21 protein-coding genes and 4 pseudogenes are annotated in these 22,686 nt (G+C 58.9%); 15 read left to right on the plus strand and 10 right to left on the minus strand.

The genetic code is table 11. From position 1 onward, the window contains the following. Nucleotides 1-97: 97 nt before the first annotated feature. From ACA068_RS17775 to ACA068_RS17790, 4 genes and pseudogenes are all read left to right on the plus strand, one after another. Nucleotides 98-502, plus strand: a complete 405-nt coding sequence (locus ACA068_RS17775; RefSeq protein ID WP_200668271.1) for an antitoxin Xre-like helix-turn-helix domain-containing protein — start codon at nucleotides 98-100, stop codon at nucleotides 500-502. Further along, nucleotides 496-1,197, plus strand: coding sequence for an RES family NAD+ phosphorylase (locus ACA068_RS17780; protein ID WP_497303618.1), 702 nt, complete (start codon nucleotides 496-498; stop codon nucleotides 1,195-1,197). Before ACA068_RS17775 ends, ACA068_RS17780 begins: the two co-directional genes overlap by 7 nt. 132 nt (nucleotides 1,198-1,329) lie before the next feature. Next, nucleotides 1,330-1,611 (plus strand): annotated as a pseudogene (locus tag ACA068_RS17785) (phage infection protein); the annotation flags it as partial. Between the two features lie 184 nt (nucleotides 1,612-1,795). Beyond that, complete coding sequence (locus tag ACA068_RS17790) at nucleotides 1,796-2,251, plus strand: glycine zipper 2TM domain-containing protein (protein WP_497303619.1); 456 nt, start codon at nucleotides 1,796-1,798, stop codon at nucleotides 2,249-2,251. A 50-nt stretch (nucleotides 2,252-2,301) separates the two neighbouring features. On the opposite strand, the gene ACA068_RS17795 is transcribed toward ACA068_RS17790, so the two are convergent. Further along, nucleotides 2,302-2,622, minus strand: coding sequence for a hypothetical protein (locus tag ACA068_RS17795; protein WP_497303621.1), 321 nt, complete (start codon nucleotides 2,620-2,622; stop codon nucleotides 2,302-2,304). Between ACA068_RS17795 and ACA068_RS17800 the strand changes: the two are divergent. Continuing rightward, a pseudogene (locus ACA068_RS17800) lies at nucleotides 2,562-3,230 on the plus strand (alpha/beta fold hydrolase); the annotation flags it as partial. The gene ACA068_RS17795 and the pseudogene ACA068_RS17800 sit on opposite strands and share 61 nt — an antisense overlap. A 59-nt stretch (nucleotides 3,231-3,289) precedes the next feature. Here ACA068_RS17800 and ACA068_RS17805 read toward each other — a convergent pair. Together ACA068_RS17805 and ACA068_RS17810 are read right to left on the minus strand one after the other, a co-directional pair. Next, complete coding sequence (locus ACA068_RS17805; protein ID WP_497303623.1) at nucleotides 3,290-4,012, minus strand: DUF695 domain-containing protein; 723 nt, start codon at nucleotides 4,010-4,012, stop codon at nucleotides 3,290-3,292. A 123-nt stretch (nucleotides 4,013-4,135) separates the two neighbouring features. After that, entirely contained in the window at nucleotides 4,136-4,492 is a 357-nt protein-coding gene (locus ACA068_RS17810; RefSeq protein WP_497303624.1) for a helix-turn-helix domain-containing protein, read from the minus strand. 210 nt (nucleotides 4,493-4,702) lie between these two features. On the opposite strand from ACA068_RS17810, the pseudogene ACA068_RS17815 reads away from it, so the two are divergent. From ACA068_RS17815 to ACA068_RS17830, 4 genes and pseudogenes are all read left to right on the plus strand, one after another. Then, a pseudogene (locus tag ACA068_RS17815) lies at nucleotides 4,703-4,901 on the plus strand (hypothetical protein). 270 nt (nucleotides 4,902-5,171) lie between these two features. Further along, nucleotides 5,172-7,427: a TonB-dependent siderophore receptor gene (locus tag ACA068_RS17820; RefSeq protein WP_497303626.1), complete on the plus strand. Its 2,256-nt coding sequence runs from the start codon at nucleotides 5,172-5,174 to the stop codon at nucleotides 7,425-7,427. A gap of 301 nt (nucleotides 7,428-7,728) precedes the next feature. Further along, the gene (locus tag ACA068_RS17825) at nucleotides 7,729-8,259 is read left to right on the plus strand and encodes a glyoxalase superfamily protein (RefSeq protein WP_497303628.1); all 531 of its coding nucleotides are present in this window, start codon (nucleotides 7,729-7,731) and stop codon (nucleotides 8,257-8,259) included. Nucleotides 8,260-8,371: 112 nt separating this feature from the next. Next, nucleotides 8,372-9,064 (plus strand): class I SAM-dependent methyltransferase, encoded by a 693-nt coding sequence (locus ACA068_RS17830; protein ID WP_497303629.1) that lies wholly within the window; start codon nucleotides 8,372-8,374, stop codon nucleotides 9,062-9,064. Here the strand turns inward: ACA068_RS17830 and ACA068_RS17835 are convergent. Genes ACA068_RS17835 through ACA068_RS17845 form a run of 3 tightly spaced genes read right to left on the minus strand, consistent with a single transcriptional unit; the run spans nucleotide 9,049 to nucleotide 12,571 of the window. Next, entirely contained in the window at nucleotides 9,049-10,281 is a 1,233-nt protein-coding gene (locus ACA068_RS17835) for a nucleoside permease (protein ID WP_497303630.1), read from the minus strand. The two genes, ACA068_RS17830 and ACA068_RS17835, sit on opposite strands and share 16 nt — an antisense overlap. 56 nt (nucleotides 10,282-10,337) lie before the next feature. Then, complete coding sequence (locus tag ACA068_RS17840) at nucleotides 10,338-11,435, minus strand: sugar phosphate isomerase/epimerase family protein (RefSeq protein WP_497310619.1); 1,098 nt, start codon at nucleotides 11,433-11,435, stop codon at nucleotides 10,338-10,340. Next, the gene (locus ACA068_RS17845; RefSeq protein ID WP_497310620.1) at nucleotides 11,432-12,571 is read right to left on the minus strand and encodes a Gfo/Idh/MocA family protein; all 1,140 of its coding nucleotides are present in this window, start codon (nucleotides 12,569-12,571) and stop codon (nucleotides 11,432-11,434) included. The genes ACA068_RS17840 and ACA068_RS17845 overlap by 4 nt, the downstream gene beginning before the upstream one ends. Nucleotides 12,572-12,798: 227 nt before the next feature. On the opposite strand from ACA068_RS17845, the gene ACA068_RS17850 reads away from it, so the two are divergent. The 5 genes and pseudogenes from ACA068_RS17850 (at nucleotide 12,799) to ACA068_RS17870 (ending at nucleotide 16,190) form a co-directional block, all read left to right on the plus strand. Continuing rightward, nucleotides 12,799-13,818: a LacI family DNA-binding transcriptional regulator gene (locus ACA068_RS17850; RefSeq protein ID WP_497303632.1), complete on the plus strand. Its 1,020-nt coding sequence runs from the start codon at nucleotides 12,799-12,801 to the stop codon at nucleotides 13,816-13,818. Between the two features lie 64 nt (nucleotides 13,819-13,882). Beyond that, nucleotides 13,883-14,377 carry a PaaI family thioesterase gene (locus ACA068_RS17855; RefSeq protein ID WP_497303634.1) on the plus strand — a complete coding sequence of 165 codons (495 nt, stop codon included), beginning with the start codon at nucleotides 13,883-13,885 and terminating at the stop codon, nucleotides 14,375-14,377. Nucleotides 14,378-14,429: 52 nt separating this feature from the next. Then, nucleotides 14,430-14,986 (plus strand): annotated as a pseudogene (locus ACA068_RS17860) (hypothetical protein); the annotation flags it as partial. A gap of 114 nt (nucleotides 14,987-15,100) precedes the next feature. Next, entirely contained in the window at nucleotides 15,101-15,775 is a 675-nt protein-coding gene (locus ACA068_RS17865) for an NADPH-dependent F420 reductase (protein WP_497310621.1), read from the plus strand. A gap of 115 nt (nucleotides 15,776-15,890) precedes the next feature. Next, nucleotides 15,891-16,190 (plus strand): hypothetical protein, encoded by a 300-nt coding sequence (locus ACA068_RS17870; RefSeq protein WP_497303635.1) that lies wholly within the window; start codon nucleotides 15,891-15,893, stop codon nucleotides 16,188-16,190. Between the two features lie 204 nt (nucleotides 16,191-16,394). Here the strand turns inward: ACA068_RS17870 and ACA068_RS17875 are convergent, their stop codons facing one another. Next, nucleotides 16,395-17,249 (minus strand): LysR family transcriptional regulator, encoded by an 855-nt coding sequence (locus ACA068_RS17875; protein WP_497303636.1) that lies wholly within the window; start codon nucleotides 17,247-17,249, stop codon nucleotides 16,395-16,397. 74 nt (nucleotides 17,250-17,323) lie between these two features. On the opposite strand from ACA068_RS17875, the gene ACA068_RS17880 reads away from it, so the two are divergent. Next, entirely contained in the window at nucleotides 17,324-18,277 is a 954-nt protein-coding gene (locus ACA068_RS17880; protein WP_497303638.1) for a DMT family transporter, read from the plus strand. 10 nt (nucleotides 18,278-18,287) lie between these two features. Here the strand turns inward: ACA068_RS17880 and ACA068_RS17885 are convergent, their stop codons facing one another. From ACA068_RS17885 to ACA068_RS17895, 3 genes are all read right to left on the minus strand, one after another. Continuing rightward, nucleotides 18,288-19,607 (minus strand): outer membrane protein transport protein, encoded by a 1,320-nt coding sequence (locus ACA068_RS17885; protein WP_497303639.1) that lies wholly within the window; start codon nucleotides 19,605-19,607, stop codon nucleotides 18,288-18,290. A gap of 162 nt (nucleotides 19,608-19,769) precedes the next feature. Further along, nucleotides 19,770-21,671, minus strand: a complete 1,902-nt coding sequence (locus ACA068_RS17890) for an acyl-CoA synthetase (protein ID WP_497303640.1) — start codon at nucleotides 21,669-21,671, stop codon at nucleotides 19,770-19,772. Next, entirely contained in the window at nucleotides 21,671-22,627 is a 957-nt protein-coding gene (locus ACA068_RS17895) for a fumarylacetoacetate hydrolase family protein (RefSeq protein ID WP_497310622.1), read from the minus strand. The genes ACA068_RS17890 and ACA068_RS17895 overlap by 1 nt, the downstream gene beginning before the upstream one ends. Nucleotides 22,628-22,686: the final 59 nt, after the last annotated feature.

A 22,686-nucleotide genomic window follows, 5' to 3' on the forward strand; every position in this document is an offset into this window, starting at 1 on the left:
CAACAATGACTTCAATGTCCATTGGTCGAAGCAGACTTGCTCTATAGACTCATTAAACCTATCTTCGAATCTACAGATTCAGAAAGAGCTATTGAATATGGCAGTGCCCCTCCAGGAACAAGCCTTTACCAAAGCCCAATGCGTAACAGGCCTGCGCGCTGCCGTCGGCATCCTCGAAAAGTGGAGCGCCTCCAGCGATCAGGCCTGTCGCATCCTGCGCATCTCCCGAAGCACCTACACCCGCGCCCGGCAGCGCGATCCTTCGTGGTCCGTAGCGCTGGATTCAGACCAGATGCAACGCATCAGTTTTGTCCTTAACATCCACGCCGCACTGCGCCTGGTGTTTGATAACCCGGATAACGTTTACGGCTTCCCTTCGATGGCCAACCACAACGAGTTTTTCAATGGGCGCAGTCCGCTGGAGATCATGGCTCAGGGCGACATGATTTCCTTGTATGAAACCTTCAAGCGCATTGACGTGCTGCGTGGTGCGCAATGGTGACGGTGAACGAACTGGCAGAACTGGCCGGCGAACAGTTGCAGGCTTATCGATTGGTCAATTCGAAGTTTCCACCGATTGCGATGTTTGATGACGTGGCGGATGCGGACGAGTTTGAGGTGCTGTATCAGATTCAGGCGCTGACCAATCCCCGGCTGAAGAATGAAGTGGGTCATCTTGAGTTGATTGCGCGGGATCAGATCCCGTTCGGCATCCCTGGCTGCTCTTATGCGACGGCGCCGTTTACCCATGTCAACCCGGCGGGTTCGCGGTTCAGCGATGGCCGTTTTGGGGTGTTGTACCTGGCGGACTCCATGGACACGGCGTTAGCCGAGGTGCGGCATCACCAGAGCCTGTACTGGTCAAATGTCCCGAAACTTAACTATGAGCGGTTTGTGTTTCGGGGGTTGTCCTGCGCTTTCGTGGATGTGGCGATGAAAGATGCGGCCGCCATTGCACTGACTGATCCGGTTTATGACCCTGACGATTACACCCACTCGCGGCGCTTGGGCAAGTCCGTTAAAGAGGCGCGCTGTCCTGGCATTCGTTACCACTCGGTGCGGATGCAGGGCAGTTATTGCTGGGCGCTGATGACGCCCAAGCCGGTTTTATCAATCATTCAAACAGCGCATTACGAGATGGTCTGGAATGGTCAGGTCACCAGTATCAGCAAGATCAGCAAGATCAGCGAAGCCTGAAGCTTCTGGACCGGGCCTTTCGCATTCATTGCCTGCGTCGATAGTCACCATCAACTCAATGAAGTTCTCATAAAAAATCCGCGGCGTACCATCGGCTCCATACCCAACAACTACACCCCGGAGCACACCCTCATGAAACGCCAACTCCTTCTCAGCATCGCTTTCTCGGTTTTTGCAGTTAACGCTTTCGCCGCTTCTTCTGCTCACCCGGTTGTCGCTGAAGGCGGCTCGGATCGTTTGATTGAAAGCCGCGTCGCTGAAGGTGGTTCCGATCGTTTGATCGAAAACCGCGTCGCTGAAGGTGGTTCCGATCGCCTGATTGAGAACCGCGTTGCCGAAGGTGGTTCCGACCGCCTGATCGAAAACCGCGTCGCGGAAGGTGGATCCGACCGTCTGATCGAAAGCCGCGCTGCATAAATGAATGGCTTTACCGATGCACTCAACGAAAAGCCCGGCCTGATCAGCCGGGCTTTTTTACGCGTTCCATTTACTCAATGATCACGCCTCGGCAGCTGATCCGGCCCATGCTCCATTTTTTCGTCTAACGTGAGTTGACGCGTTTGCGAGATCACTTCTTCGAACATCCTGGAGTTTGACTATGAAAACTATCGCTTACTGGTTGACGACTGCGCTGTTGGGTATGGCGCTGTGCTCCTGTGTCGCGGTCGACGCCGGGAGCGGAGGCGCGGGCGAGATGGAAATTCGCTCGGGGAAAATCGAGCAGATTACGCAGACGCAGATGCAGACCAACCACGACAGCGGCGTGGGCGCCATATTAGGCGGCATCGGCGGTGTCGCTCTTGGCAGCCTGGTCGGCGGTGGCACCGGTCGGGACGTTGCGATGGTCGCCGGCGCGCTGGCTGGTGCGGCAGGCGGTAACTACGCGGAGAAGAGAAAATACGATCAACTGAAGGACGCACAGCAGATCATCGTGCGGACCAACAGCGGCGTATTGGTTTCAGTGACCCAACCCATAAACCCGGCGCTGACCAAAGGCATGAACGTTTATGTCGAGGGTGCCGGTAGCGAAGCGCGGGTGGTGCCACAAAGTTAGTCCTGTGTCGCAGACCCCAGCCGCAAGGTGCCCTTGCGGCAGACTTCCCGCTACACCGTTTTACCCAGCGCAGCATCGATCATCAGACGCACGCCCCGCAGCACCTGAGCCGATACTTCCGGCCGCGCCTTCGTCGTGGCCCGTGCAAACGAGAGCGCGCCGACCATGGCCGCAACGATGCCCATGGCGATGGCCAACGCGTCGACATCCGGATTGTTGACGGCGACCCTGCGCTCAAACGCCCGCACCAGCACCCTGTAACCCTCGGAGAACTTTGCGCTGATCGCCAGATCCTGGCGGCCGATAGCGCTACGTGTCGCAAGGTGGCGACTGGGGTTCGGTGATCGCCGACGCCATGGGACGCCAGGCACCGCCCGGCTTGCTGGGGATCCATGTGAACATGCCGGCCACCGTGCCAGCCGATGTCGCCAAGGCGATCAACGACGGCACCCGGCCTCCCTCTGGTCTGTCGGCCAAGGAGACCGCGGCCTATGAGTCGCTGAAAACCTTCTTCGGCAAAAACGCGGCCTACGGCGCCATGATGAGCACCCGGCCACAAACCGTCGGCTACGGCTTGTCGGATTCACCCGCAGGCTTGGCCGCGTGGATGTTCGACAAATTCAACCAGTGGACCTACAGCGGCGGCGACGCGGAAAAATCCCTGACCAAGGACGAGATCCTCGACGGTATTTCGCTGTATTGGCTGACCAACAGCGCGATCTCTTCCGCTCGCCTGTACTGGGAAAACAACACCAACAACTTCAACGCCGTGGAACAGAAGACCCGGGATATCAAGATCCCCGTCGCCGTGACAGTGTTCCCCGGCGAAATCTATCAGGCGCCGAAAACCTGGACCGAGCGCGCCTACCCCAACCTGATCTACTTCAACGAAGTCGATAAGGGCGGCCATTTCGCAGCCTGGGAACAGCCTGAGTTGTTCGCCAACGAACTGCGTGCAGCCTTTCGCTCCTTGCGCTGAAAGCTACACTGCACGGGCCTGCCCATTGTTTTGATGGGCAGGCCGCATCCCGTTTTACATCATTCCATGCACCGTTTTGGCGTGATCCGGATCTCCCGATGCAGGTTGTCTCCGGTGAGCTCGTCGGCGCGCCACGCGGGTTCTTTGCCTGCACTCAACTCGACAGGGTATGGCCCGGTCGGTGCCAAGGCGGCCTGTGCCCGAGCGATGAAAGCATCGGCGTTTCGGGTGTAGAAGGTCCACACGCGCCGTTTTTCACCGGTGACCGTGCACACCAACTTCGCTAACCCCTTCTCCTCCACAGCCGGCTGTATCAGGGCTAGCATTTCATCCATCCGGACCAGGTCCCGGGACTTTGGCCGGACAGTCTTGGAGACGTATTTCCAGGTGACCCTGATTTTGAACGGCAACGCCTGCTTTTCAGTCGCGGATATCGAAGGCGTCACACGGAAGGTCATCGGGCCTTCTCCGTCTGGAAAGTCGGATAACTGAAAGTCATCTTTATCCGGTTCGGCGAGTGTCTGTTGCTGGAAAGAGGGCCCGAGATCTTCGAAAAGTGCTTTGTAAGCCAAGGCTTTGTCGAATTCCCGATCTTTCACACACGCATCGTAGGCCGCGCTGTGGACTGGGCCGTCATCCAGGCAAGGGTCGCGGTCGATCGGGCTGACCGGTGGGGGCGAACTGGAACACCCGGCGATGAATACGCTTGCCAGTACCGACAACCAAACCAATGGCAACACGGTGGTGAATGTTTGAGGCGTGTGGGTGTTGACGTGACTCAAAGTACCGTCCTTGGAGGGTGTCGCGAAAAATGGTGGGGGTTTGCGATTGGCCTGCGAGCAATGGCCATCTTTGCGTTTGATAGGTATCGGCCAGGGTCACAGGCAGTTTAGGGATATTCGGTGTCACGGAGCAGAAGACCGCGAGCTCATCGTATTGCGCTTTCGTCGCGCCTCTTCATCCTCCGCCAGTGCCTGACGCACCAGTGCCCGAGCCGCCCAGGCGGCGGCGCCGAGTGAGTCTTCGACGCTCGCGCGACTGAAATCGCGCACCGCGATCAACGCCTCCGTCGAGGGAAAGTAGCGATACGCCGTGGCGCGCGACACCATCGCGCGCTCGGCCACTTGCGCAACCGTCGGGTTATGGCCCTCGTCGCGCAAGGCGACGGCGGCATCGATCAGCGCCTGTCGCGTTCGGCGCTTCTGGTTGTCGCGGCCCTGATCGCCGCTACCGCTGGACGGGCTTGACTTCGAATTTATCATGGAAGAAATGAGACCCTGTCTTGTCGTGAGACACGAGTCTCATAATGGACACTCGATATCCAACCAACAAGAGGTCGCCCACAGGACCGTTTGGCGACTTCACTTCAGTTGTTTTAGCAACTGAACGCGCCTCAGGGCGCATGAGGTGAATGCCAGAATCACACACCCCGTTCGCGGACCTGGTTTCGGCTCGCAGCCCTCTGCTTTGCTATCGGCGTGACGCTGGGCGTGGTGATGGGCGCTTCCGGCGACCACTCGCTCTTCGCGGTACATGCCCATATCAATGATTGGCGTTGCCTCCCTCCTCATCGGTTGCAGTGTGCTGCTGTTTGTGTGGCTGGTGTTCTCGCGCATCGGTGCGACGGCCGTGTACTTGAGCAGCCCGACAGGCGAATCGCGCCTGTCTTGACGCGCTAAACAAGTCGCCGCTTTTTGGGCAGCGTATCGGTCTGGGGTGATTCGGCCTCGGATCGATTGCTGCCTCCGACATTATCCGACGGCGGTCCGATCAAGCCAGTGTCTACGATCGGCGTCGCACCGCTCCAAGCGTGCACGGCATTACGCTGGACGCGGCACACTTGATAGTAAATCTCATATGCTTATAAATCCCATTACGGAATCAATTTCTATTGCGTATGATACGGATTCTCAATAACAGCAAAACCAAATGAGTGTCCGCATGACCGCCCCAATCTCCCCGTGTACACAAACCTTCGTGACGCCGCGCTTGCCTTCGACCCTGCGCCCCCTGGCGCTCGCAGTGCACATGCTGGCAGCCGGTATCGCCATCACTGCGCCCATCGTGCAGGCGGCGGAGCAGACTGAGCAGACGGAGACTGGAAGCTCTGTGACCTTGGCCCCTATCGCGATCACTGAGACGGCCATTCGCGAACGTAGCGCCGTCACCGAAGACACCAACTCCTACACGACTGAGGCGGCACGCACGGCCACGCCGTTGAGCATGTCGCTGCGGGAGACGCCGCAGTCGGTCAGCGTCATCACTCAGCAACGCATACAGGACCAGGATCTGCATACGATCCTCGACGTGGTCAACAATGCCACCGGTGTGTCGGTCAACCGCTACGAGACCAGCCGGGCGCAGTTCAACGCCCGTGGTTTTGAACTCAACTCGCTGATGATCGATGGCGTGCCCACCATCTACGAGCAGCCATGGAGTTCGGGTGAAATTTTCAGCAGCCTGGCCATGTATGACCGCGTTGAAGTAGTACGCGGCGCCAACGGTCTGATGACCGGTGCCGGCGATCCATCCGCGTCCATCAACATGGTGCGTAAGCGCGCCAACAGTAAAGACCTGAAGGGTTCTGTAGAACTGAGCGCCGGCACCTGGGACACCTATGGTGTCGAGGCCGATGTGTCCACGGCGCTGAACGAGGAAGGCACCGTTCGCGCGCGGCTGGTCGGGGAGACCAACGAGGGCGACACGTGGATCGATATGAACTCGAACAAGCGCCAGACCCTCTACGGCACGATGGATATCGACCTGACGCCCGACACCACGCTCTGGTTCGGCTTGAGCCGGCAAGAAAGCAACGCCGACTCGCCGATGTGGGGTGGCCTGCCAGTCTGGTACGCAGACGGCGGCCGCACCAACTGGAGCCGCTCGAAGTCAACCTCCGCCAAATGGAGCAAGTGGGACACGACCTACGAGACCTACTTCGTCAATCTTGATCACACCTTTGCCAACGACTGGCAAGTCAATCTGAGCTACAACCGTGGCGAGCGCACCGGCGACTCTTCCCTGCTGTACCTGTCCGGCAACCCAGGCAGGAACGGCAGCTCCGGGATGTTTTCGTTCCCGGCGACCTACAAGACCGAGACCACCCAGGATGACTACGGCATCCGCTTCAATGGTCCGTTCTCATTCCTGGGTCGTGAGCACGAATTGGCCTTCGGCTATGTGGACAGCAAGCAGAAGTTCGACGCCGATTCACTCGACGCGCAAACAGGCTTTGACGGTGTCGCCGATTTCGATTCCTACAACGGTAATTTCGCAGAACCGGTATGGGGCCCGAGGACCGACTACGGTTACAGCGAGACCCGCCAGAAGGGCCTGTACGCAGCAACCCGCCTGAACGTGACCGACGATTTGAAAGTGATCCTTGGTGCGCGTGAGAGCTGGTACGAGAAGACCAGTGATGACATCTTCTCGGAAGTGAGCAAGACCGATGTCGATCATGAGCTGACGCCCTATGCAGGTATTGTCTACGACCTCACCGACAACCTCTCGGCGTATGCCAGCTACACAGAAATTTTCCTGCCGCAATCGGTACGCGACCGCAGTGGCCAGGAACTGGAGCCGATCGTTGGCGAGAGCACTGAATTGGGCCTCAAGGGTGAGTACTTCGGTGGCCGCTTGAACGCCTCCGCGGCGGTTTTCCAGATCAAACAAGACAATCTGGGCCAGAACACCGGCGTGCTGATCGATCCTTCAAACCCGGTCGGCGGCTTCGCCTACGAGGCAAGTGAAGGCGCGACCAGCAAGGGTTTCGAGCTGGAAGTTTCCGGCGAGCTCGCGACGGACTGGAATGCATCGGTGGGTTACACCCAGTTCACGGCCGAAGATGCCAACGGCGACGACGTCAACACGCTGTACCCGACCAAGTTGCTGCGCACCTTTACCACTTACCGCCTGCCAGGTGCTTTCAACAAGCTGACCATCGGCGGCGGGGTTAACTGGCAGGATTCGATCTACACCTACGCCCTCAATCCGGCCGGCAATTCCGAGAAGATCCAGCAGGATGCCTATGCCCTGGTCAACCTGATGGCTCGCTACGAGTTCACCGAAAACCTCTCGGGCCAGGTGAATGCCAACAACGTCACCGACGAGAAGTACTTCGACATCTTCGATGCCTACGGCGCCCTGACATACGGCGCACCGCGCAGCATTACGGCGTCGGCGAAGTACCGCTTCTAAGGCACCCGGTGGGTGACGCGGCTGTCCGCCAGCCAAGGTGCACACCACGAAGAAAGCACAACACCGGCCTTGCGCCGGTGTTGTGCTTTCTAATGAATAGGCCAATGCTCTCGTTTCGCCTGCTCCTGACTTCCGCACTCATTGACCGCTGTGTATCATCAGCCCCGGGCCGATGCTGCCCGCCGCTCGCTTCCGAAGGGAAAGGTGAAAGCATTGCTTCTCCCCCCAAATCCTGTCGCATCTCTTGAGAGCCGAGGTTTGGCAACGCGAGCACCAGAGTGCCTTGGCTACAGGAGGAACGATGTTTTCAATCGAACAAGCCAAGCAGATGGCCAAGAGGCTGCGTGCCTCGCTTGAGGCGCGCAATCAAGCGGCGTCTCACTCAACCGCGCTTGAACTGGTCGCGCATCAGTTGGGCTACAAGGACTGGAACACCGCGTCTGCGATGCTTTCCCAGGAACCTGACCAACACGCCATTACCTTCGATAAAGCCATCCCGATATTGCGGATGTTTGACGAAACCAAGGCGCGAGAGTTCTACCTTGATTTTCTAGGCTTCAGCGTCGAATTCGAGCACCGGTTCGAAGCGGATCTGCCGCTGTACCTGGGCATCAGCCGAAACGGTCTGCAGCTCCATCTTTCCGAACATCATGGCGATGCGAGCCCGGGATCGACGATATTTGTCCCGATGCACAATATCGAACTGTTGCGCGACGAATTACAGGGCAAACGCTACGGATACGGACGGCCAGATATCGTTCAGCAAGGTTGGGGGCAAGTGCTGGAAGTGTATGACCCATTCGGCAACCGCATTCGGTTCTGCCAAAGCTGATCCTGACTGGCGGGCTGGGGGTGACCCGGCCCGTTTGGCGCCCCCCTGAGAAATCAGTCAACCTTGATACTTGTCCTATCCTTCTATCCAACCCACAACGCCAGACACCGACATGGCCGCCTCAGAATCCACCCTCCTCGACAGCTGGCACCACAACGCCCATGCCTGGATCGAAGCCATCCGCAGCGGCGCCATCGAAAGCCGCCGCACGGTCACCGACCAGGCCATCCTGCTGGCAGTGCTGGGCCGCCTACCCGAGCGCGTGCTCGATCTGGGCTGCGGCGAAGGCTGGCTGTTGCGCGCGCTGGCTCAACGAGGCATCACGGCAGTCGGGGTGGATGGCGATGCGACGCTGGTCGAGGCGGCGCGGGCGTCGGGGTCGTCGCAGGTGCATGTGGCGAGCTATGACGAGTTGGTGCAGGCGAAGGTGGACATCGGCCGCGACTACGACCTGATCTGCGCCAACTTCGCCTTGTTGCACCAGGACATCATTCCGCTGCTCGCCGCCATGAACGCCCTGCTCCGCCCTGGTGGTGCGCTGGTGATTCAGACACTGCACCCGTGGGCTGTCGCTGCGGGCGACTATCAGGATGGCTGGCGGGAAGAGACCTTCGTCGGGTTCAAGGGCCAGTGGCAACCCATGCCGTGGTACTTCCGCACCTTGTCCAGCTGGCTGAACGCGCTGGACATGGCCGGCTTTCGGCTGGCCGTCCTGCAAGAACCGCAGCACCCGCAAAGTCCGGTGCCGCAGTCGTTGCTGTTGATCGCCGAATGCGGGCAAGGTGCTGTTCAGACGATTGATTGAACAACCGCGGCCTGCCGCCCCTTGAACGCCAGCGCAAAGCAGAAAAATATCGCGAGAGCGAACCCCGCCGGAAACAACCAGATGCGCTTCCAGTCATGGCTGCCCGTCAGCGCATAGTGGTCGGTCACCTGCCCTGCGACCCAGAACCCGATCAGCATGCCCAGGCCGTAGGTCGCCAAAGTAATGAGCCCTTGGGCCGAGCTTCTGAAACGCTCCGGTGCTTTGGCGTCGGTGTAAATCTGGCCGGACACGAAGAAGAAGTCGTAGCAGATACCGTGCAAGGCGATGCCGGTAAACAGCATGAACGCCAGGTCGCCATTGTTACCGTAGGCGAACAGCAAATACCGTAAGGCCCACGCCAACATCCCCACCAAGAGCGCAATCTTGATGCCGAAGCGGTGAATGAACAGCGGCAGAAGCAGCATGAACAGCACTTCGGAGACCTGTCCGATGGCCATTTTCGCCGTCGGGTTGGTCACGCCGATCTCCGCCAGAAACGGATTGGCATTCTGGTAATAAAACGCCAGCGGAATGCAGATCAGAATGGAGGCGATGAAGAACACCAGGTAACTGCGGTCCTTCAGCAAACTCAATGCATCCAGCCCGAGCACTTGTTTAAGGCCGCTGCGGCCCTCTTCGGGTTTCAATGGCGCGGTGCGCGGCAGGGTGAAGCTGTACAGGCCGAGCACCAGAGAGGCCATCGCCGACATCAGAAAGGTGTTGCGCAGCCCGCCTGACGAAATCAGGGCCTGGGAATCCCAGGCAAACACAAAGCTGATCACCACACCGGCCACGATCCAGCCGATGGTGCCCCACACGCGGATGCGGGAGAACTCGAGGGCCGGGTCGCTCATCTGCCGGAACGCCACTGAATTCACCAATGCCAAGGTCGGCATGTAGACCATCATGTACGCCAGCACAAACGGGTAAAACGTACTGAAGTCCGGCGCTCGATACAGCTGATACAGCAACACGGCCCCCACCAAGTGCAGCACCGCGAGGATGCGCTCGGCGTTGAAGAAACGGTCGGCGATCAAGCCGATCACAAAGGGCGCGATGATCGCGCCCCAGGACTGGGTCGAGAACGCCATGCCGATCTGCCCGCCGCTGGCACCCAGGTTACTGGCGAGGAACGTACCGAGGGTGACGAACCATCCGCCCCAGATAAAAAATTGCAGGAACATCATGGCGCTCAGGCGCGCGGTCATCGTCGACATAACAGTCACCGTCTTATTGTTTTTTTTGTTGGAGAGAGGAGCGAAAAACATCGTATTCAGGCGTCGGGCAACCCCAGCAATCGTCGATTGAAACCTTCGTCCGACTGCACGCTGGCGAAATCGTCGAAGGCCTTCTGCGTCTTGGTGATCATGTGCTGCGCGATGAACGCCGCCCCTTCTGCGGCGCCCTGGGCGGAGTCCTTCAGGCAACACTCCCACTCAAGCACGGCCCAACCACTGAAGTCGTATTGGGTCAATTTGCTGAAGATCGATTTGAAGTCGATCTGGCCATCGCCCAGGGAACGGAAACGCCCCGGCCGCTCAACCCAACCCTGGTAACCGCCGTAGACACCCGAGCGCGCATCGGGCCGGAACTCGGCGTCTTTGACGTGAAACATGCGAATGCGCGCGTGGTAGCGATCGATGAAACCCAGGTAGTCCATTTGCTGGAGCAGCAGATGGCTGGGGTCATACAAAATCGCGGCGCGCGGATGGTGATCCACCGCTTCCAGAAAACGCTCGAACGAGGCGCCGTCGTGCAGGTCTTCACCGGGGTGGATTTCGTAGCACAGGTCGACACCGGCCTCCTCGAAGCAATCAAGAATCGGCAACCAGCGTTTCGCCAGTTCGGCAAAGCCTTGATCGACCAAGCCGCTGGGACGTTGCGGCCAGGGGTAGACATACGGCCACAGCAGCGCACCGGAAAAGGTTGCGTGGGCCTTCAAACCCAGGCGCTGACTGGCACGGGCCGCCAGCTTCAATTGCTCGATGGCCCATTCGGTCCGCGCCTGCGGCTGGCCGCGTAGGTGCGCGGGGGCAAAGTCGTCGAACAAGGCGTCGAACGCCGGATGCACCGCCACCAGTTGGCCTTGCAGGTGCGTCGACAACTCGCTGATCTCGACGCCCGCCTGGGCGCAGACAGCCTTCAATTCGTCGCAGTAATCCTGACTTTCGGCGGCGCGGGCCAGGTCGATGTATTGCGTGCCCAGGGTCGGCAACTGGATGGCTTTGTAGCCTTGCGACGCCGCCCACTGGGCAATATTGGCCAGTGTGTCGAAGGGTGCTTCGGCGGACATGAACTGCGCGAGGAAAATCCCCGGGCCGCGCAGGCCTGCTTGGGAAGTAAGTTTCACGGGTGAATGCTCCGGGCTCATTGAGGGCAGACCAGTTCGGTCCATTTCGCGTCACCACGATGGTTGGCAATCACGGTTTCGATGAAGGCCATGCCGCGCAGCCCGACGTCGATACCCGGTACGCCGGGGGCCGCGTGGCCGTCGACGTTGCTGCGAATCGCGTTGGCGAAATCGCCGTAGAGATTAGCCATGGCTTCCAGATACCCCTCGGGATGCCCGGCAGGCAGACGCATGCGCCGGGTCGCGGCGTCGCACAACCAGGGTTGGCCGACACCGGAACGCAGCACGCGCATCGGTTGATCCTGGGAACGATGGATCAGGCTCGACGGTTCTTCCTGACGCCATTCCAGGCCGCCCTTTTCGCCGTAGACGCGGATCTTCAACGGGTTCTCCTCACCCGCGCAGACCTGGCTGGCAATCAACACACCGCTCGCGCCGTCGGCCATCTTGAACAGCATCGCGGCGTCGTCGTCCAGTTGCCGACTGGCAATATGGGTATTCAACATCGCGCACAGGTGCTGGATGGGTTGGTCCGCCACGAATTCGGCCAATGAAAAGGCATGGGTGCCGATATCACCGATGCAGCCGCCCAACCCGGACTGCTCAGGGAGGTCGCGCCAGCCGGCCTGCTTGTTGCCCTGCCCCGCCACATCCTCGCTCAGCCAACCCTGGGGGTACTCGACAATCACCTTGCGCACAGTGCCGATTACGCCATCGCGAACCATCTGCCGCGCCTGCCAGACCATCGGATAACCCAGGTATGTGTGAGCCAGACCATAGAGGCGATCGCTGCGCTCAAGCACAGCCTTGAGTGGCAGCAACTCGGCCAGATTCAACGCCGCCGGTTTTTCACTGAACACATGAAATCCCGCACTCAGCGCCTGGCTGGCAATCGGGGCGTGCAGGTGATTGGGGGTGACAATGATCAGCATCTCCATGCGCTGATCGGCCGGCAGCGCGCGCTCGGCCTCCAGCATCTGCCGCCAGTCGCTGTAGCAACGCGAAGCGCACAACCCCAGCGCTGCGCCGGTGTCCTGATTGTTGCGGGCGTCGCGACTGAACGCGCCACACACCAATTCAAAACGGCCATCGAGCCCGGCGGCCTGACGGTGGGCCTGACCGATGAAAGCGCCCTCCCCACCACCGACAAAGCCCATTCTTATTTTTTTCACGGCAACACTCATCGCAACGCTTCTCTGTTTGAGGCGGCTTCCGGCGGCTTTTCAGGAATGCATCCGAAAGCCGATGTAACCGGTTACATCGTGACGGAAATTTAGGCCCTGTTTGACCAGGTGTCAAACCCCGGATGAATCGCTACGAACATTTCAGGGGTGGGCCGACCTGCGTTAAGCTCGCCCCTGCACAGTTCGATAACGAGGTGGTCTTGTCCAATATCCGCGAAGTAGCCAGGCTGGCCGGCGTCTCCGTCGCCACGGTGTCCCGAACGCTGAAGTCGCCTGAGCGCGTGCTCCCCGACACGCGCGACAAGGTCAACGCCGCCGTGGAAAAAGCCGGTTATCGACCGAACCAGATGGCAGTGCAATTTCGCTCGCGCAGAACCGGCAACCTGGTGATTCTGGTACCGACCATCGCCAACACTTTTTTCGCCAAGGTGATCAGCGGCGCGCAACAAGCCGCCCAACTCGCCGGGTATCGGCTGTTGCTGTGCGACACCCAGGGTCGCGAGGAAATCGAACGGGAATTTGCCGAATTGGTGTATGCCCATCAGGCCGATGGCGTGATCCAGTTGCGCGCCTATGACCCTTTCGAAGCGCCCTTCCCCAGCGCCGAATTACCGCCGATCGTCAATGCCTGCGAGGTGATTCAGGGCGGCCGTCATCCCACCATCAGTCTCGACAACCGCGCGGCCGCCAAGGCCATGACCGAACACTTGATCGACCTGGGCCACCGCCGGATCGGCCTGATCAAAGGCCCGAAGAGCAGCCCGCTGACCCGCGATCGCGTGGCCGGTTATCAGGACGCCCTGCAACAGGCCGGTATCACGTCGGATGCCGCGCTGATCTGCCATGGCGATTTCAGTCTGAAGGCCGGTCATGACGGCGCCGCCGCCATGCTGGAACTGCCCGACCGTCCCACCGCGTTGTTTTGCGAAAACGATGAAATGGCTATCGGTGCGTTGAAACGCATCAAGCAACAGGGCTTGCGCGTCCCGGAGGATATTTCATTGGTCGGCTTCGACGACATCCCCTTCGCGGCGTACTGCGACCCGCCCCTGACAACCATCTCGCAACCGGCCGAAACTTTTGGCCAGAAAGCCGTCGAGATGTTGATCGCGCTGATCGAGAAGAAACCGATCGAACAGCGGCATGTGGTGTTGCCGTTCAAGTTGACCTTGCGTAACAGCACGGCGGTTGTCAGGAGCACTGACGGATTACCCAAGTGACCGCGCCCCGATTGCAGCGTTAAAATCCAAGGGGTTTGGTCCATCTGTTTGAGGAACCCCCGTTATGTCCAGTCTCGACACCTCCCTGCAAGACACCGCCGCGCCTGAAGGCGTTTGTTATGGCTGCGGCAGCAGCAATCCGCACGGGCTTCACATCAAGAGTTTCTGGGATGAAGATGGCGTGCATGTCATGGCCGAACACATGCCTGATCCCATGTATTGCGGCTGGCCGGATCTGGTGTACGGCGGATTGATCGCGATGCTGGTGGACTGTCATTCAAACTGGACGGCGATGGCCTGGCACTACCGGACGGAAAACCGCGAAGTCGCCAGCCTCCCCCGCATCAATTGCGTCACCGGCAACCTTGGCATCAAGTTCATCAAACCGACCCCGATGGGCGTATCGCTGACCCTGCGTGCCCGAGTGGAAGGTGATGTCGGGCGCAAAACACGCGTCATCTGCGAGGTCTACGCCGGGGACGTGCTTACGGCGGTTGGAGACTCCGTTTTTGTTCGCGTGGATACCGAACAATTGGCGGCGGTTGCGCACAGTCAGTAGCTGCCCTCTTCCCAGGACTGTCTGTTGGTACCGTAAATTACCAGGAGGTGTCATGAGCAACTTCCCAATCGTTGCCACGGTACTCTCGATGATATTGGGGCTCTCCGTCACTCGCCTTCTTCTGGGTGTGTTGACGGTGTTCCGCATCCGCCGCGCCGCTGCACCTGATTGGGTCGCGCTGGTCTGGGCCATCATGCTGTTACGACACAGCTGGAATTCTGGTGGGCCGTCAACGCGCTGCCTTCGATAAAAGTGACCTTTTCGTTTGCGGAATTTCTACTGCTCGTTCTGTTGGCGCTATCGCTTTTCGTATCTGCCGCGTTATTGCTTCCCAGTCGAAGTGAGGACGAGCAAAACGGGCTTCGCCTTTACTTCGAACAGGATGGCCGCTACGCACTTCTATCCCTGTCGACTTTTCTTGTCCTCGGGCTCTTCGTGAATGTCATTTTCTTTCAGGTATCGCCGGTAGCACTTTGGGGAGCCCTGGATGTCCTGATGATTATTCTTCCTGTCTGCGCATTCATTGCCTAATCGCGAAAAGCGTATTCGATAATAACGTTGATCTACGTGCTGATTAACGCGCTTGATATAGCCGTTTCACTGACCAACGAGGCGTTTCGCATGATTATTCCGAGCAATCGATGGTCAGGCAGCCAGCGAACGTGGCGAGTTTCAGGTCAACCACGCAAAACGAACCCGTTTTCCTACCGAGGAGCCCAGTGCATGTCCAGAATATTCTCTCTGATGCTCGCCGGCCTGGTCCTGTGCACCAGCCAGGCGATGGCAGACACCCTCAATATCGGCGTGATCGGCGCCGGCAAGGTCGGCGGTACGCTTGGCACGCTATGGGTAAAGGCCGGGCACTCGGTGATGTTTTCATCACGCCACCCCGAAGAGCTGGCGGACCTGGTCAAGACGGCTGGCCCCAACGCTCGGGCCGGCACGGTCGGCGATGCCGCTACATGGGGCGATGTGATCGTATTGAGTGTTCCCTACGGCGCAATGCCGGTGCTGTCCGAGCAGCTTAAGGGCAAGCTGGACGGCAAAGTACTGTTCAGCACCAGCAACCCCTTCAGTGGCCGCGACGGGGACGTCGGGCGAAAGGCGCTGGATCTGGGTGTCGCCTCGGCGGACCGGCAATATCTGCCCGGAGTGCACCTGGCGCGGGCGTTCAACGCCATTGGCTTCGCCTCAATGAAAGACCTGTCGGGCAAAGACAAGGCGATTCCTGTTTTCGCCGACGATGCCCAGGCCCGGGATGTCGGTGCGCGGCTGGTCCGCGACGCCGGATTTGTACCGGTGCTGTTCCCGCTGTCGCGAGCCAATGAAGGTTTGCCGGGCGGCCCGCTCAGCGGCGTGTGGAGTGAGGCCGAACTCAAGCAAAAGCTGGGGAATTAACGCTATGAAACTCGCTGCATTTTGAAACCGATACAAGCCCAGGCCCAACACCGTCTAATCTGAATAGAGCACGACCGCAATCACGCCTGCAGCCTCTTGATACAGGGGAAATGGGATGACCGTTGAAACAGCGCGCCAATGCTCGTCATGGGTCATACCCTCCCTGCTCGCCATCAGCCTGGCGCTGATCCCGGGATGTTCTGACAAAGCTTCCACCGCTCGCTATGCAACCTCAAGCGTAGGCTCGGCCTGCTATGCCAAAGCGCTCCCCACCGCCGGCGAGGGTGGTCTGGCCTGGGGCACCACCTTGAGCATGGCGCGCAAAAAATCCCTGGATAATTGCATCCGCTATGCCGGCCGATCCGGTGGCACGCCGAACACCTGCCAAGTGGTGTTGGCGGAGTGCAGGCATTGAAACCTATGCAAAGCCGAGGAACGACAGGACAACCACGACGACCACCACTAACCCGACGATGTAGATGATGTTGTTCATAAAACCTACCTCTCAACTAGAACAGGACTGCGGCACGAGCGCTTACAACTACACGGTAGTGCAGCTTTGCCCGCAATGCCATTCAACAAGAGGCGATTGGGCCAGACAGTTTCCCTTGCTCACGGACTAAAGCCGAAAGTGTTGTTGCATGGCATGAGAGAGCAGATTCACCGCTTCATCGGATTCTGAAGACAGCGATCGGATAAACACGACCGCATGCTCCGCGATGACGGGCAAACCGTCGAGGATCTGCATTTTTTCTGTCACGCGGGCGCGGTCTATCAGACTGATCGCCAGACCGGCCTCCACGCAGGCGCTGACGGCTTGGTTGGACGGACTTTCCAACACCACGCGCAGCCTGCGGCCGCTTTGTTTGAGTGACGCCATCATGGCTTGCCGATAAGGACATTGTGCCGCATGCACGGCCAGTGGCAGCGGATCCGTCGAGGTCAGCGCTTTGTTTGCCGGCCCCACCCAGACAGGGGTGGTAGCGACAAGAATTTGCGCCTGCGCAGTCAGTTGCCCCTTGGGTTGGGCAATCACAGCGGTCTGAAGCTTTCCACGTTGGACTTGATCACGCAGCGAGTCGCTTGGCGCTGTCTTCAACTCCAGCACCACGTTGGGCCAGGCTGCGGCGAACGTCGGCAGGATGTCGCGGATCACATGGGCGGCGTATTCGTCGGGGACACCAAGGGTAATGCGTCCCGCCAAATGGGTGCCATGCAGGTCGGCCAACACCCGGTCATGGGTGCTCAGCAGTTCTGTCGTCGACAAGAGCAAACGCTTGCCCAGCGCGGTCAGGGACACTGACTGATTGTCGCGATTCAGCAAACGGCCCCCGGCTACCGCCTCAAGCCGCTGGATGTGCACACTCACAGCCGCCGGGCTTTTATGGAGCTGCTCGGCCGCCGCGCTGAATTTCCCAACCCGCGCCACCGCATGAAACGTGCGTACCAGCTCGATATCGAGTATCGCCGTCATGGTTTACTCATCGTGAATGACTGCTGCACTTTATTTTGATTTATTAGATTAGGCTGATTTCGTAGCCTGTGGCAATGAATCAGCACACACCGATGCCCTGTCACCAACAAGCCACCCCTGCCTGGCGCCGGACGATGCCACTGCCGCTGCTCGAGGCGGCATTGATTATGACCTGGAGTTCCGGGTTTGTCGGCGCGCGATTCTCGATCGACTACGCGCCCGCGTTGTTGGTGGTGTTTTGGCGCTGCGTCGTGGTCACGCTGATCCTGTTGCCTTTCGTCGCCAGGCAATTGCGGCAAGCCTCACCGGCCGTGTTACTGAAAAATGCCGGTATCGGTCTTCTGGCCATGGCCGGCTATCTGGCCGGCGTCATACAAGGCATCGCCCTGGGCGTACCGGCGGGCCTTGCCGCGATGTTCGCCAACCTGCTGCCGATGGCTGTCGCGCTCCTGGCCGTTGGGGTGCTTGGGCAAAAACTGCACTGGCAAGTCTGGGCAGGACTGGGCGTCGGCCTGGTCGGGGTTGTGGTGGTGACGCTTGGCGCACTGGCGTGGGGCCATGCACCACTCTGGGTGTATGGCCTGCCGGTGCTCGGCACCCTTTCGCTCGCCGTCGCGACACTCTGGCAGAAGCACCTACCCGCCGCTGAATCACTGGACCTGCTGCCCAACCTGTGGCTGCAATGTTGTGTGTCGAGTTTTGCATTCGCCCTGATCGAGGGCACGCAAGGTAGCCTCGCGCCGATACCCAGTACGGGGTTTGCCCTGAGCATACTGTGGACCGTGGGATTGTCTACGCTAGGCGGCTATGGGCTTTACTGGGTATGCCTGCGCCGCGCGAGCGCCACCCGAGTCACCAGCGTCTTGTACCTGAGCCCGCCCGTTACGATGCTGTGGGCCTGGGCCATGTTCAACGAACCGTTGTCTTGGCAAATGGTGTCAGGCATGGCGGTGTCCGGGGTCGGAATCTGGATGGTGGTGCGGTCGGAGGCCCGGCAAGCCAATCAATTCGTAGTGGATATGCTCTGAGTCAGGCCGATTAGTACCGAAAGGTGGCCTGCACTGAAACTCCATTCGCACTATTGTCGTAATTGGCGCTGTATTCCGGTTGAACACCGGAGTTGTTCGACTGCTTTACTGAGACTTTGGAATCCCAGAGGTAACCGTAAGCAAAGTCTATCGTCAGATCGGAATTCGGCGAATACGCACCACCCAAGGTCACGGCCTGGCGATTCCCAACGGGAATGCGCACGCTGCGATCGGCATTCCTGATAGGCGATGGATCATAGGCGTAGCCCGCGCGCAGGAGCCATTGCTGGTTCACTTGATAGGAGGCGCCAACTGCGGTGGACCAAGTGTCGCGCCAGTTCATTTCTTCGATCACCGTGCTCATGCCAGCCGCCTGGCCCACGGGGGAAAGACCGCTGTTGACTGCCTCGACTTTCTGGATCCGGCTCCAACGTTTCCAGGTGGTTCCCAGGTATCCCGTCCAGCGATCATTGAAATGATGGGTGATAGACGTGTCCACGGATTCGGGCATCGTGAGGTCTATCTTGTTGTCATAATTTCCGTCCAGCGGGATAACGCTCGGGGAGCCGGAAACCTCAGTATGCCCTTCGAGTTCGTAGTCCACCTTCGAGTGATAGTTAATCCCCCAACTGGTAGCCTCAGTAAAGTCAACCAAGATGCCTACGTTGTAGCCAAGTGCAGTGTCATCTCCTTTGATGGTGACCAGTGTGTCCTCGCCGTTGTTCAGGGCGCCAGTGGCCAGGTAATTTTGAAGCTTTGCATTAAAACGGTTTATGGTCGGTCCGCCACCAATGGACACGTAATCATTGATCCGCCAGGCAATGGTGGGCTGAAGGGTTACTTCCTTGGTCGTGCTATAGGAGCCATGGTAGCGACCCTGAAAAGAGCTCTCGTAATCATTGATCAGACCACTCGGCGCATAGAGGCCAAGACCAATCGAAAAACGATCATCAAGTGGCGTCGACATATAAGCGAAGGGCACGACTCCCAAAGGTACCGAGTCCCCTTTATTCGTGCCTGCGACACTGCTCTGCGCATCACTGATGTCGTCGCTCACCGAGACGACCGCGGCCCCGCCGGAAATCTCAGTACGTTTCAATTTGGTCAAGCCTGCGGGATTTCCAAAGATAGTGCTGGCGTCCAGTGCAGAAGACGACCTTCCCGCATAAGCAGTTCCCGCACTGCTTGCACTTTGTTCGTTTAACGCAATGCCATTGGCGCTTGCAATGGTAGAGGCGCTGAGTAGTGCGATGGCACTGCTGAATTCAATCCAGACTGCACACTTACGCTGAGTAGAAACACTCGGGATCAGACGGTTATTCAGTTTCATTTTCCACCTCATGTTTATTGTTTTTGTTGATTGCACCAGGCAAGGCTTCGCCTTTTCGTGCACTTTTCAGTGCCAGTTGGAGTGGATCGATGTTGTGTCAAACACCCTGGCTGAATAGCGCCAGGGCATGACTGCCGGACTTACAGATTGCGAATCAGGAACTCAATTAACCCACTCAACTTGAAAGCTATAACGTCCCAAGAGTGGAGCCAGGACTTCCTGGTCAGTTCCGGCCCTGACACAGGCAACCTGCCCACGACGGTTATCCTGCACGACTTCAACAGCAATATCCGAGAGCCCCAGGCGCTCCACTTCCTGCTGGACGACTCTGGCGATCTCCCGCTGTTGCAACGCGGGCTTGAATATCTTGCCCACGGCAGTCAGTGGCAACGCGTCAAGGATTTCGATGCGTTTGGGCACGGCTGCCCGCTCAGTGATGTACAGATGCGCGAATGCCTCAAGTTCTTCGGCGTTGCACACTTGCCCGGGGCGCAGTTGAACGTAGGCGACCGGCACCTCGCCCGAGTAGGCATCGGGGCTGCCGATTGCAGCGGCCAAGGCGACGGCGGGATGCGCCTGAAGAGCTTCCTCGATTTGCTTCGGATCGATGTTGTGACCGCCGCGGATGATCAACTCCTTCTTGCGTCCGGTCAGCCAGAAATAACCCTGCGCATCCTGGCGACCCAAATCACCCGTATTCAGCCAGCGCTGACCGTCGATATCGATCCAGAGGCCCTGGTTATGACGCTCCTCCAGATAGCCCTCGAAGAGGTTCGGACCACTGATCGTGATGAGGCCGATCTCATCCACGTTGGCGTCGCGCAGGTACTCTCCCGAATCGTTGAGCAAGACCGCGCGCATATTCTGGTAGGCGATCCGTATCCCGATGGAGCCGATATGGCGCTCGCCATGGGGCGGATTGATTGACGAGACGCAGGCGCCCTCAGTCAGGCCGTAACCTTCAAGGATTTTCACCCCGGTACGGTTCTCGAACTCTCGGAAAAGCTCAGCCGGCATGGGGGCGGCGCCACATATGGCAAAGCGAAGACTCGAAAGATCGCGGCCCTGCCATTCATTTTGCAGAAGTGCGGCATAGACAGTAGGCACGCCGGAAAAGAGGTTGATACCGAAGTGCTCGACCATCTCCCAAAATCGCGGGATCACCCCCTCGCCACGATACCCCTGAGGCGTCCCGAGGATCACATGGTCGCCTTGAGTCCAAGGCATCAGTCCAGTCACAAGCTGGCCATTGACATGAAACAGCGGCAGGCCACAAAAGATAACCTGGCCACCAATGCGTGGCTGCAAGTGAGCGGCCACGGCCCATGCATTGAATACTTCAGAGCCATGGGTTCGCGCGGCGATCTTGGGAAGTCCGGTGGTGCCGCCAGTACAGATATAAGAGGAGCACTCATCCTGACGGATTCGCCGACCGCTCTTCAGGCAGGTTTGCGGCTGCGTATTCATCAGCGATTGCCAATCATGGATCGCGATACCGCTGTGTAGGTCTCGTTCCTTAAGTGCCATTGTTTTCAGGATCCCGCGCACAGGTTCGGCGACATAGGGCTCCATACTGACCCAAACGACCGACCTGACCGCGGGCACCTGATCCAGCTGCGAAGCCAGTTTGGGCCACAGATCGCTGCCTGGAGTCGGCGCGAGTGTCACCACCACGGTGGCCTTCGCGGCATTCAGCAAGCCAGCCATCTGCTTGGCCTCAAGCAGAGGGTTGATCGCCATGACGATCCCCGCCGCCTCCCCGCCCCATACCGTGAAATGGGTTTCCGGCAGATTGGGCAAAACAAAGGCAATCACCTCACCCGGTGTTATGCCCAGGTCATGGAAGGCATTTGCCGCGCGGGTGATATCCGCGAAAAGCTGTGAGTAGTTCCACTCGTGGGTACCCTTGAAATCGGCGGCATCGGCGAAGAAGCTCAGCGCCGGTGCCTGGGGGGTGCGCTCGGCTGCCTGACGCAGCGCTTCATAAGTGCTGCAAGCCAGACCACGCTCCGACAAGGGGACTCGTTCAAGACTTTCGATGTCATTCAGGGTCTGCACAACCATCAGGCTTCCCCCACGACTCGGTTGCGTTGTACGCCGAGGTCGACCACACCATCGGCGCTGCGAATACGCGCCTCGACCACGTCACCGGCCTTGAGGTACTGCGTCCGGCCCTCTTGTGCCTTGAGGAAAAGCTTCCACTTGGTGGCTTCGGGCAGCAGGGCTGCAATGCGCATTTTGCCGGGCGAAGGGATCGTTAGTGCGCAGCCGGCAGGCGTACCAGTGGCGATCAAGTCTCCAACAGCGAGATCTTGCAAGGCGGAGAGTTCGGTCAGGGTTTCAGCCGGGCCGTAAACCAGATTTGCCGTATTGTCGTTCTGTCGCACCTGGTCGTTCACCGTCAGGCGCAGCTGCAGTTCTTTCAGGTAATGAATGTTCGAGGCATCCAGAAGGCACAGGTACGGGCCGACCGGGCCGAAAGTGCGGTAGCTCTTGCCCTTGTAGAACTGCATCTGGGGAATCTGAATGTCACGCGCCGAGTAGTCGTTGACAATGACGACGCCTGCAATGAACTGATGCAGATTGGTGTCGGTGACAGCAATAGCGCCGGTGATCGAGCGTTTCATCACGAGGCCCAGTTCAATCTCGTAGTCAAGAAAACGCACGTGGCGCGGCTTGATCAGGTCGCTGTCAGCCGCCACCAGGCAACTCGTCGCCTTGGTGAAGATCATGTTGAATTTCTTCGCATCCGGGTCCATGCCTGACTCGATCATGTGCTGACGGTAATTGGCACCCTGGCAGACGAACTGCTGGTTACGGGTTACCGGCGACAGTAGTTTTACTTCGCCCTCTTCCAACTCCGAACCTTTCAGTTGAGCGAGGTCATCGAGACTGTTCTGGCGAATGAAGTCACCAGTAGTTTCAAAAACACCGGGGACAACCGTGATACGGCCCTGGCGAAGCACGCCCCAGTGGATACCGTTCTCAAATTCAAAGCGGACTACGTGTACAGCAGACATTGAAGGTACTCCTGGAGCGGCGTTTGTCCCGCGTTCGGTGGCGCGGGAACTGTGGTGTT

This window comes from Pseudomonas sp. LBUM1660 (assembly GCF_059695935.1).